Annotated in this window: 9 protein-coding genes; 7 read left to right on the top strand and 2 right to left on the bottom strand. The window is 31.1% G+C overall.

Annotated elements, in window-relative coordinates; genetic code table 11:
* Positions 1 to 95: 95 nt before the first annotated feature.
* Positions 96 to 1520, top strand: a complete 1425-nt coding sequence (locus V7R38_RS11620; RefSeq protein ID WP_334058611.1) for an ATP-dependent DNA helicase — start codon at positions 96 to 98, stop codon at positions 1518 to 1520.
* On the opposite strand, the gene V7R38_RS11615 is transcribed toward V7R38_RS11620, so the two are convergent.
* Complete coding sequence (locus V7R38_RS11615) at positions 1517 to 2467, bottom strand: lipid A deacylase LpxR family protein (RefSeq protein ID WP_334058609.1); 951 nt, start codon at positions 2465 to 2467, stop codon at positions 1517 to 1519. The genes V7R38_RS11620 and V7R38_RS11615 overlap by 4 nt on opposite strands.
* Before the next feature lie 102 nt (positions 2468 to 2569).
* On the opposite strand from V7R38_RS11615, the gene ppk2 (V7R38_RS11610) reads away from it, so the two are divergent.
* The 4 genes from ppk2 (V7R38_RS11610) to V7R38_RS11595 are packed head-to-tail and all read left to right on the top strand — an operon-like array spanning position 2570 to position 9951.
* Entirely contained in the window at positions 2570 to 3421 is an 852-nt protein-coding gene (gene ppk2, locus V7R38_RS11610; RefSeq protein ID WP_015479839.1) for a polyphosphate kinase 2, read from the top strand.
* 6 nt (positions 3422 to 3427) lie between these two features.
* Complete coding sequence (ppk2, locus tag V7R38_RS11605; RefSeq protein WP_015479840.1) at positions 3428 to 4213, top strand: polyphosphate kinase 2; 786 nt, start codon at positions 3428 to 3430, stop codon at positions 4211 to 4213.
* A gap of 54 nt (positions 4214 to 4267) precedes the next feature.
* On the top strand, positions 4268 to 8998 hold the full coding sequence (locus tag V7R38_RS11600) for an Ig-like domain-containing protein (RefSeq protein WP_334058604.1): 4731 nt from the start codon (positions 4268 to 4270) through the stop codon (positions 8996 to 8998).
* Positions 8998 to 9951: a PorP/SprF family type IX secretion system membrane protein gene (locus V7R38_RS11595; RefSeq protein ID WP_334058602.1), complete on the top strand. Its 954-nt coding sequence runs from the start codon at positions 8998 to 9000 to the stop codon at positions 9949 to 9951. The genes V7R38_RS11600 and V7R38_RS11595 overlap by 1 nt, the downstream gene beginning before the upstream one ends.
* On the opposite strand, the gene V7R38_RS11590 is transcribed toward V7R38_RS11595, so the two are convergent.
* Entirely contained in the window at positions 9948 to 10583 is a 636-nt protein-coding gene (locus V7R38_RS11590; RefSeq protein ID WP_334058600.1) for a hypothetical protein, read from the bottom strand. The two genes, V7R38_RS11595 and V7R38_RS11590, sit on opposite strands and share 4 nt — an antisense overlap.
* Before the next feature lie 63 nt (positions 10584 to 10646).
* Between V7R38_RS11590 and V7R38_RS11585 the strand changes: the two genes are divergently transcribed.
* Entirely contained in the window at positions 10647 to 11192 is a 546-nt protein-coding gene (locus V7R38_RS11585) for a Smr/MutS family protein (protein WP_334058598.1), read from the top strand.
* Between the two features lie 15 nt (positions 11193 to 11207).
* Positions 11208 to 12341: a cysteine desulfurase family protein gene (locus V7R38_RS11580; RefSeq protein ID WP_334058596.1), complete on the top strand. Its 1134-nt coding sequence runs from the start codon at positions 11208 to 11210 to the stop codon at positions 12339 to 12341.
* Positions 12342 to 12358 lie beyond the last annotated feature (17 nt).

Here is a 12358-nt window from a genome sequence, read left to right as displayed (position 1 = left end):
TGTTTTTAATAGTATTAACGCAAATCTACAATTTTTTTTCAATGATAAAAATTTTTCTTTATAAAGAAATGTATCTTTGATATTTTAAGATTTATATGATAAAAAACCCTGCTAAATTCAGTAAAGAGCTACATCAAAAGTTTCCTCATACACCAACAAATAAACAGGGTGAATTGCTTAATTTACTAAGCAATTTTATCTTTAATGAGGATAAGAATACCTTGTTTTTATTAAAAGGTTATGCAGGTACTGGTAAAACAACTACTATAAGTACGTTTGTAAATTCTTTATGGTCTGCACAAAAGAAATCTGTTTTGTTGGCGCCTACAGGTAGAGCTGCTAAAGTAATTTCTGTTTACTCAAAAAGACCTGCCTATACTATTCATAAAAAAATATATTTTCCTAAAAAGCAGGCTAATGGTGGTGTAGATTTTGTTTTGCAACAAAACAAGCATAGAAATACCATTTTTATTGTAGATGAATCTTCGATGATTCCAGACTCTAGACAGAATCAAAAGCTTTTTGAAAACGGCTCTTTGTTAGATGACCTAATAAATTATGTAGACAAAGGGCATCAGTGTAAATTAATATTTATTGGAGATACAGCTCAATTGCCTCCTGTAAAGCTTACCTTAAGTCCTGCTTTAGATGCAGATACTTTATCTATCGATTATCAAAAAAATGTAATTGAGATAGAGTTAGATGAAGTTATGCGTCAGCATGAAAACTCTGGAATTTTAGCAAATGCAACACAATTAAGGTTTTTAATTCAGAATGATGGTTTAGATTTTAAGTTTGATTTAGATTATCCAGACATTATAAGATTAGAGGATGGTTATGATATAGAGGATGCACTAGTTTTAGCATATGAAAATGATGGAGTAGAAGATACTGCCTTTATTGTACGTTCTAATAAAAGAGCAAATCAATATAACCAACAAATTCGAATGAATATTAGGGGTCAAGAAAATGAAATTTCTGCTGGTGATTTTGTGATGGTTGTAAAGAATAATTACTTCTGGTTAAAAGAATCTTCGGATGCTGGATTTATTGCAAATGGTGATATTTGTCAGGTTCTAAAAATCCTGTCAATAAAAGAGTTGTATGGTTTTAAATTTGCTGAGGTAGAATTAAGAATGATAGATTACCCTAACATGGCTCCTTTTGAAACGGTTTTGTTATTGGACACCATTTCTAGTGAAAGCCCTTCATTAACGTATGAAGAATCGAATAAGTTATATCAAGCTGTTAAGGAAGATTATGCAGATGAAAAATCGAAGTACAAGCAGTTTTTAGCTATTAAAAAGAACATATATTTTAATGCTTTACAGGTAAAGTTCTCTTATGCAATGACGTGTCATAAATCTCAAGGAGGACAGTGGAAAACTGTATTTATTGAGCAGCCTTATTTGCCAAATGGAGTTTCTAAAGAATATTTTAGATGGTTGTATACAGCTGTTACAAGAACTCAAGAAAAACTATACTTAATAGGTTTTAAAGATGAGTTTTTTTTAGATTAACGAATTAAATAACTTACGATTATCGTTCCATATTTATTACCATAAGTATATCTTAAATCTTCAGATTTACTAGTATTATAGTTAAAAGCATAGCCAAAATTAAAACGATTTGCGGTAAACTTTAGACCAACCTCCATATCAAAAACAACAGGAATCAATTCTTTAGTGACCTCACTACCTTTGTTTAAAAAGCTACCCTGTAAAGTAGCATCATAAAGTGCATACCTAACCATTGGTTTTATATAAAAGAAAGATTCGCCCTCTCTTTTATAAATAGTATTCTTGTTATTTAGGTTTGTGTTGTAAGCTATGGTATTCATTAAATCTTGAAGAGGTATAAAACCTAATCTTAGATTTAAACCAGCTGAGATATCTGTATAAATAGTTCCTATTTGTGCTTTTGTTTCTAAATTTAAGTCAAAAGTTTTGCTTTCGTTAGTGGCTAATCTCTGAATGTAAGATGCTCCTAAATTGAAACCTAATGCATTTTGAATTTGGTGTTTCCAGCCTTCAGCTTTCTGAAATCCGTAAATATTATGAATAAACTCTTGCAATTCTTGGCCATATGCATTTGGTCCTACAATACCAATTTGAACTCCGTAGTTTAAAATTTTATTTTCTTTGTATACATTTTTTATTGAAAATCCTCCATATAAATAGCCTGCAAAGGGTCTATCATGATCGCTAGTATCTGTTACAATAGCTTTATATGGTGTAAACATTTCATGACCCAATTGCCATTCAAATATTTTCTTGGCAAGTTTATCATTAGAAGTGTTTTTAATATATCTGTAATTTAAAAACATTCCATTTGTATAATATCGATCTCTTTTAAAAGAAACATAAAGGTCATTGTCTGTAACAAAACTAAATTCCTTAGAAAACTTATCTTGAGAAAAAATGAGAAATGGAATTAAGAAGAAGGCAATTGCAAAAGCGTTTTTCATAGGTTACAAATATAATTTTTACTATTTAAAATGATAAATATTTAACACGATAATAAAAAAAAGGTTTTATTTTTAGGGTTCTTAATTTTAAAGAAAAGATCTATGGGAAGATTAACGGAAGAAGATTTCGAAACCATTAGCACTAGCGAAGATTTATTAAAGCTAATAAAAGAAAAGAATGTTTCGTTTTCTAAGGTTAAAAAAACGCTTTCTTATAACGAGGAGTTACGTCTGTTACAAATAGAATTGGTTAAATTACAAAACTACATTTCTTTAAATAATAAAAGAGTTGCCATAATTTTTGAAGGAAGAGATGCAGCAGGTAAGGGTGGTAATATTCGTAGGTTTATGGAGCATTTAAACCCAAGATCTACTAGGTTAGTGGCTTTAAATAAACCTACAGAAGTAGAAAAAGGGCAATGGTATTTTCAAAGATATATTAAAGAACTTCCAAATCCTGGTGAGATTGTGTTTTTTGATAGAAGCTGGTACAATAGAGCAGTAGTAGAGCCTGTAATGGGTTTTTGTACAGAAAGTCAGTACAAGCAATTTTTAGTTCAAGTTCCTGAGTTTGAGCATATGATGTATGAAGATGGTGTAATTATTATCAAATTTTGGCTATCAATCACAAAAGAAGAGCAAGGAAAACGATTTGAAGGGAGAAAAGAAAATCCTTTAAAAAGATGGAAATTTAGTCCTGTAGATAGACAAGGTCAAATTTTGTGGGATAAATACACACATTATAAAGAAGAAATGTTTTCTAAAACCCATACTTCTTATAGTCCATGGGTTATTATAAAAACGAACGACAAAATGTCTGCTAGATTAGAGGCAATGAGACACGTACTTTCACAATTTGATTATGAAGGAAAATCAGAGGCAGGTACAGCAGTAAATCCAGATCCTAACATTGTAATGCGTTATTACAGATCTAGTATTCATAAAATAGATTAAAAGAGTATGAGTCATAAATTATCAGAATCAGATTTAAAAAAATTAAATTCTAAAAAGGGTTTACTTGCACTCTTATCTAAACAACCATTGAGTGTTGAAAAAGCCTTGAGATATGTCACCTATCAGAAAAAATTAAAAAAGCTTCAAGTAGAATTAATTAGAATGCAAACTTGGGCTATAAATAATGATGAAAGAATTATTGTAGTTTTTCAGGGAAGAGATGCAGCAGGAAAAGGTGGTGCTATTCGAAGAATTACAGAAAGAATTAATCCACGTTTTATGCGTATTGTGGCTTTACCAAAACCTACTAAAGATGAGCAGAGTCAATGGTATTTTCAAAGATATGTAGAGCAGTTGCCTAAAGCAGGAGAAATGGTTTTCTTTGATAGAAGTTGGTACAATAGAGCAGTAGTAGAGCCTGTAAATGGTTTTTGTACTTTAGAAGAGTACAATACTTTTATGAATCAGGTAAATGATTTTGAAAGAATGATTTTAGAATCGGGCATTCACTTGGTTAAAATATACATGTCAATTTCTAAAAAGGAACAAGCTAAGCGTTTTGCAGATATTAAGAGCGATCCTTTAAAACAATGGAAAATGACTAAATTAGATGAGAAGGCTCAAGATCTTTGGGATCAATACACAGAATACAAAAATGCCATGTTCGAAAAAACCAATACAGTTTTATCTCCTTGGAAAATTATAAGAGCAAATAGAAAGACAGAAGCAAGAATAAATGTCATTAATCATGTTTTAAAAAGTATTCCCTATGATAAAAATTTAGAAATTTAGTACATACTATTTTCTATAAAAATGAGTTATACTTTAGACCTTGAGTAAAGTTTTATGAAAAAAAACCAATCTAAATTACTTTTTTTTTTCTTATTCTTAGTACAATTTGCATGGGCTCAAACAGCTCCAGAAGCAAATAATGATAGCAATACAACAGAGCAAAACACTAATTTAACGGTCTCATCTCCAGGTTTATTAAGTAATGATACAGATCCAAATGGAGATACATTATTAGTAACTCAATTTGTAATTAATGGCACAAGCTATAACGCAAATGAAACTGTATCAATTGCAGAAGGTGATTTAACAATCAATGCTGATGGAAGTTATAATTACGAACCTGCACAAGATTTTTTAGGTAATTTTCCTACGGTTACGTATACCATTTCAGACGGAGTTGAAACAGATTCTGCTAATTTAAATATCACTGTAATTTTACCTCCAATAGCGCCAGAAGCTAACGATGATACTTACGAAACTGAAGTAAATACACCTTTAAATATATCATCTCCAGGAGTTTTACAGAATGATACAGATGCAAATGGAGATACATTATTAGTAACTGAATTTGTAATTAATGGTACAACCTATAATGCAACTGAAACTGCAGCAATTGCAGAAGGTGATTTAACCATAAATGCTAACGGAAGCTTAAACTTAAATCCGACTTTTAATTATGTAGGAGATTTACCAACCATAATTTATAGAATTTCAGATGGCTCACTTATAAGCGCAGCAAACATAACTATAGCTGTCGTTTTTCCGCCAACAGCACCAATTCCTATGGATGATTATGATACTGTAGAAATCAATACTACATTAAATGTTGCTGCTCCAGGTGTTTTAGCGAACGATACAGATATTAATAATGATGTTCTAACAGTAACAGAATTTGTTATAAATGGTATAGGATATCCTGCAGGTACTGTCGCTGTTTTTGCAGAAGGTAATTTTACTATAAATGCTGATGGTAGTTATCAATTTGTGCCAACACCAAACTATTTTGGAGATGTGCCTGTAATTACTTACAGAATTACAGATGGTACTTTTCAAGGACAAGCATTATTATTTTTTACAGTTGAACGTGTTACAGATTTATTAAATATTGCCAGTTTTAATAGTTGTAACCAAGGCTATACAGTAGATGGTACTTATAAAGTTCGTTATACCATGGTTTTGGAAAATACGAGTACAGCAAGAGATTATAACGAGTCTAGCTTATTAAGAAATATAGATATAGTTTCAGATTTACAAGGTACATTTGGAACGGGTTGTATAGTTGAAGTATCCGAATTTAATATTGAGAATAATACCTTTACTAGAGATTTTGTAAACGATGGTGCTTACCCTAGAGAGTTTACAAATGCAGCTATGAATGGAAGTTTTTTAAACAGTACATCTACTTCTGTTTTTAACCAGAATGCTATTGATAATCTAACTTTATACCCTAGACAAAATGTAACTGTTAGTTATTGTGTTACTATAGATCCTTTTTGTGATGGTAGATCAAATCCGACTCCTACAGGTGCTGGACTCGATTTTACCAACGATATTAACATTACAACAAATAGAGGTAATGATTCTGAATCTCTTACCTTAACCGATTTTCATACTACAGAAGCTATTGTTGCAGCAGGTTTATTTATTCCTGAATTTAATGATTCTTTAGATCCACCAGGTGTTATTAATTCAGATGGTACCTATGATTATATAAATTCTGTAATTATTACAAACGAAGGTACAGCTACTGCAAACAATATTAACTACAACATGGGTTTAGGTAATTTTATTGATAATGGAATTACCTTCACAGAACTTAGAATTCAACAAGCTTCAGGCCCAATTGTTACCATCAATCCTAATTATAATGGTGACACAGATACATTTTTATTAGCACCAAATAATTCATTAGCTCCAGGAGAGGTAGTAGTATTAGAATTATTTTATCTGATAGAACCATATGCATCCACTAGATATAGCTTTTTTTATCAAAATGGTAGGTCTTTTACTCAAGGAGCAGATGATAATTACGATGAAACAACTGCTGCAAGAAAAAGATCGGATTCTTATGTAACTTGGTCAGATAATTTAGGAGATCATTTAGATAGGTACTATGTAGTAGGTTCGCCTACAGAAATCCCATCATCAGCCAATCAATGTGAATGTGTTACAAGCAGCATGCGTTTTCTGTTTGATACAGATACTGATGTATCAAAAACAATTACCTCAGTAAATGAAATGCCAAATGATATTTTAGAACATGAAGAGGTTACTTTCGAAATTACTTTTGAGAATAGTAGTGAAGCTGTTCAATTAACCAATTTACAATTGGTAGATGATTTAACCAATAGTTGTGGAGGTAATATTGTATCTGTAAATCCACCAATAATTTCAAGTTCTACAGCTACTACAAACCCTACACTAAATGCCAATTTTAATGGTGTTTCAGATACTGATATTTTTATAGGTACAGATGGTGTTCTTATGGCAGACGAAACGATTACTGTACAATTTTCAGTAGTATATTCAGAAGCTTGTATTGGCGATAATATTGCTACATTTTCTGCAAGAGATCCTTTAGGTTCAGCTTCAACCTCTAGTGCAACCATTACTGTTGATGCTTCTACAGATTCAGATGGAGATTCTATTATAAATTCTATAGATTTAGATGATGATAATGATACTATTCCAGATACTGAAGAGTATAATGGCCTAGACCCTTTGCAAGATGATGATGCCGATTTTATACCTAATTATAGAGATACAGATTTTGATGTAGATGCAAACGCAGATGGAATTGTAGATCTTTTTGATTTTGATAATGATGGTGTACCTAATCACTTAGATTTAGATTCTGATAACGATGGAATTTTAGATATCAACGAAGCAGGAAATGCAACTGAAGATACCAATAACGATGGTGCAACAGACAATAATGTTGGTGCAAACGGATTAGATAATTCTCTAGAAAGCGATGATTCTGCAACAGCAACTATCAACTATACACTTTTAAATTCTGATACCGATATTAACTTTAATTATCTAGATATAGATTCTGATGGAGATGGAATTGTAGATAATATAGAAGCGCAATTAACCACAAATTACATCACCTTAAATGGTGTTGTAAATAATTTGGGTATAGATACTGCATATCCAAATGGTTTAAATCCCATTGATACAGAAAATGATGGAATAGCAGATTATTTAGATCTAAATTCAGATGATGACATTCGTGAAGATATCATTGAAGGATGGGATACTGATGCAGATGGAACAGCTGAAACTATTGCTTCTAATTCAGATGCTGATAATGATGGCTTAGATGATGCTTTTGATACTGATGATACTATAGTAAATCCTACCAATAATCAAAAACCACTTAGCTTTCCAAATGAAGATAATATAGATACTGAAGAAAGAGATTGGAGAGAAATAATTGCTATAGAAATATTAATTTCTGATGTAACAGAAACCGAAGGAAATATCTTTGATTTTGTGTTGACTTTGGTTACTAAAAGAGACAATTCTGTTTTAATAGAAAGTGCATCTCCAATAGTAATCAATTTTTCTACTGCAGATGGTATAGCAACAACAACTCAATTTGAAGTTGCTACAGCACCTTTTGATTTTACACCTGTAAATAATGTCGATTTTACAATTCCACCATTTACAAACACAACACAGTTTTCTGTAACTTCTTTAGAAGATAACATTGCTGAATTATCAGAATTATTTTCTTTGAATGGAGCTGTAACTTCCAACAATACAGATAATACTACAATTACAGGAATTGGAACTATTCTAGATAATGATGATCCTCCTTCAATTACCATGAACGATTCTAGAGAAGATGAAGGCATAGATTTGGTTCATACCATTACGATTAGCAATCCATCCTCAACACCCATTGCTATTAATATCAATACTAATGATGATTTAGCCATAAGTCCAGATGATTATACTGCGATTTCAGATGTTGTAGTGATTGAAGGTACAGTAGATCCTAACAATGCAAATACGCAAGTCTCCTTCTCAATAAGTTCTAACCTAGATAATTTAAATGAGTTAGATGAAGAAAGTTTAGCTGTTATAGGTGTAGTTACAAGTAATAATGTAGGTGTACAAGATTTATCAAAGGTGGCAATTATTGTTGATGTTGATCCAAATCCGTTTATAGAAATTACAAACCCTATAGTAGAAGAAGGGAATGTATTAGAATTTACCATCACTTTGCGAAATGCAAACGATGAACCTATGCAAAATTATTTACCAATCAATATCATTTTAGAAACGATAGATGATACTACTTTTGCAACAGAAGATTATGAACCTATAAATATTTTAACGAGCATACCTGCTTTTACATCAACAATAAGCCAAAATGTAATTACTGTAGATGATCGATTAAATGAAGAAACAGAACAACTGTTTTTACAAACAACCACTAATTTAGATAACATCGCAAATACAACTATGCCAAGAGGTGTAGGTACTATTAAAGATAATGATTATCCTAATTTGTTTTCTCCAAATGGAGATGGAGTAAGTGATGTTTTCAAAATTTCTGGAATCGTAGAAGATTATCCAAATTTTAGGTTGGTTATCGTAAATCGATTAGGAAATGAAGTGTATAACTACAGCAATAATGGAAATGTAAATCCTTCTTGGTGGGATGGAACTTTCAACGGAAACCCTGTTTCTACAGGAGTATATTTTTATACCTTAGATTATAATGATGGTGTTACCAAACCAAAATCTAACTTTATACAGCTAATAAGATAATGAGTAATGTAAAATTATTTATCGGAAAAATAAAATGCCAAAAGCAACCGTTTTTGAGTGTTCTGTTTTTGCTTATTAGTTCTTTTTGTCTTTCTCAACAACTGCCCAATTACACACAATATTTGTATAACATGCAAATTATAAATCCTGCTTATGTTGGTACAAGAGCAGAGTTAAGTATGTCTGCTTTGTCTAGAGAACAGTGGGTTGGCTTAGAAGGTGCACCAACTACAAGAACGTTTTCTGTAAACGGACGTACTAGAAGAGGTCTGGGTATAGGAGCTACCTTTGTAAATGATCAAATTGGTTTATCTACTACTAATAATGTAAATGTAGATGTTTCTTACACCTTAATAACATCGAAATACAGCAGATTGTCTTTCGGTTTAAAAGGGGGTGTCACTTTTTTTGATAACAATTTGGCTAACGCAATTACGCCAGATAATGAAATAAATGCATCCATTTCAGGCAACTATCCTAATGTTGGTTTTGGTGCCTTCTTTTACAATAGAAAGTTTTATGCAGGTTTATCTATGCCTTATATTTTAGAAACACCACAATTTTATATAGAAGAAAATTTTTCTGAGGCAAGGCTGGCTACAAATGCAAATTACTTTTTAACTACAGGTTATCTGTTCGAATTGAGGGAAGGCGTAATTTTTAAACCATCTACAATGATTAGGTACACAGCTAACTTACCTTTATCGATAGATTTAAATGCTAATATTTTCTATAAAGATAAAATTGAAGCAGGCTTGTCTTATCGTCATCAAAATTCTTTAAGTGCTTTGTTTGCCTTAATAATCAAAGAGAAGTTTAGAGTAGGGTATACTTATGACCACAGGTTTGAAGCTTTTGGAGGTAATTTTAGTACACACGAATTCATTCTTCATATAGATATCAATCTTAAAAGAAACACAAGGTGGTTGTTAAGTAATAAGTGTTATTTCTAAGAAATAATTTCTTTTACTGCAGCAAAAATATAACCAATTTCTGTAGCTACTTTTTCACTTATTGCCAAATAGTTAGCTTCTTGTTCATCTGTACCATCAGAAGATTTTAGCTCATTTAAAGGTAAATAATAACACTGAATTGCATTCGATATTAAAGGGCAATGTTCTTCAGCTTTCTTGCTAGTAGTAATGGCTATAAATGGCTCTTTATTTGCTGAATTATCATACAATTTAGAAAAAACAATAATTGAATTTCTAGAATCACTGTAAGAAATACTATATTTTGGATTTTGATGTGCAAAGTCTTCTAATTGAAAACTAAAACCAGTTTTCTGTAAGGTTTTAATTGTATTTCTATGAAAAGAAGATACCTCTAAACCACCAGAAAATGAATGTATATTCAGTCCATAATGATGTGCAGCTAAAAAAGCCCATGCTTGGCAAAGTTGACTTTCTCTAGAGTTGTCTGAACATATAAAATTAAGATTAACAATCTCATTTTTAGTATATTCTTTGGCCATAGACTCTGCAATTTGAAGCAATAAATTTCTTCTACCTTCTAAGAAATTATTTTTCTTGGTGGCATTGATAAAGAAACTTTTTGCAGAAATATTAGAAGTCCTCAACATCATTAATTATTTTTACTGCAAAAATAAGACTTACCATTATTTTTCGAAATTAAGATACAGTTAAGAATGCGTTTAGAAATTGGAAACAAAGTGGCTGTTTTAGATGATGTTTTAAAAGGCATTGTTGTTGCTGTTGATGGTAATTCTATAACCATTGAGACTGAAGATGGAATGCCATTTAAGTTTGCTGAAAACGAGTTGGTTAAAATAGAAGAAGATCAGTACGAATTGTCCAAATTTTCAGACATTAATAATCCACTTTTAAAAGAGAAAATTAGCGATTCAAAATCTAAAAAAAGCCTTTTTACAAAGACTAAAAATGAGGTGATTTTAGAAGTAGATTTACATATAAATCAACTTGTAAAATCTACTAGAGGATTAGATAATTATGATATGCTAAACCTACAGTTATCTACTGCAAAAAGAAAAATTGAGTACGCAATTTCTAAAAGAATTTCTAAAATAGTTTTTATTCATGGAGTAGGAGAAGGTGTTTTAAGGGCAGAACTTACTAGCCTTTTAAACAGATATCCTGTAAAATATTACGATGCTTCCTACAAAAAATATGGCTTAGGAGCTACAGAAGTTTATATCTATCAAAACGTGAATTAATTGTACTTTTGCAGTATGAATGCCATTTATTTAGACAATGCTGCTACAACCAAAATAGATGACGAGGTTTTACAAACGATGCATAAAAGTATGCAAGATGTTTTTGGGAATCCTTCTTCTACACACCAATTTGGTAGAAAAGCAAAATCGGCAGTAGAAACTGCTAGAAAAAATATTGCAAAATATTTAAACGTAACTGCTAGCGAAATTGTTTTTACTGCAGGAGGTACAGAAGCAGATAATCTAATCTTAAAAAATGCGGTGCTAAATTTAGGGGTAAAGACTATAATTACTTCTAAAATAGAGCATCATGCAGTTTTACATACTTGTGAGTTTTTAGAAAAGTCAGAAAATATTTGTTTAGAATTTGTTGATGTTAATGCAGATGGTACAATCGATTTAAATCATTTAGAGCAATTAATATCTAATGCTTCAACAAAGGTTCTTGTGAGTCTTATGCATATTAATAACGAAATTGGTACTATTTTACCGCTAAAAAAAGTTAGCTTACTTTGTAAGACTTACAATGCTTATTTTCATTCAGATACTGTACAAACTATTGGTCATTTTGCTTTAGATTTAGCTGAGGTAGAGATAGATTTCATTGCAGCAAGTGCACATAAATTTCATGGGCCAAAAGGTGTTGGTTTTGCTTATTTTAAAAAAGGATCTGGAATTTTACCTATGTTTCATGGTGGAAATCAAGAAAGAGGAGCAAGGTCTAGTACAGAAAACGTACACAGTATTTTAGGTATGCAGAAAGCAATGGAAATTGCTTACACAAATTTAGAGAATGATAAAAAACACATTATAGAATTAAAGCAATTTTTTGTTGATGGATTAAAAAATATCTCAAAAAATATTAGTTTTAATGGTGATTCTAATGAAGCTGAAAAATGTACTTATACTATTTTAAATGTGCGTTTTCCTATACAGAATGATATGTTGTTATTTAGTTTAGATATGTCAGGAATTGCAGTTTCAGGAGGTTCTGCTTGTCAAAGTGGAAGTAATAAAGGATCTCATGTTTTGGCAGAAATACTTTCTGATAAAGATGCAGATAATACTTCAGTGCGTTTTTCTTTCTCAAAATTTACTACAAAAGATGAGTTAGAGATTACCCTAAAAAAAATAGAAGAGCTACTATAAAGCAGCTCTTCTAAGGT

The sequence above is a fragment of the Polaribacter sp. P097 genome (assembly GCF_036864555.1).
Taxonomy (GTDB): Bacteria; Bacteroidota; Bacteroidia; order Flavobacteriales; family Flavobacteriaceae; genus Polaribacter.
This window is presented reverse-complemented; position numbering and strand designations above follow the sequence as displayed.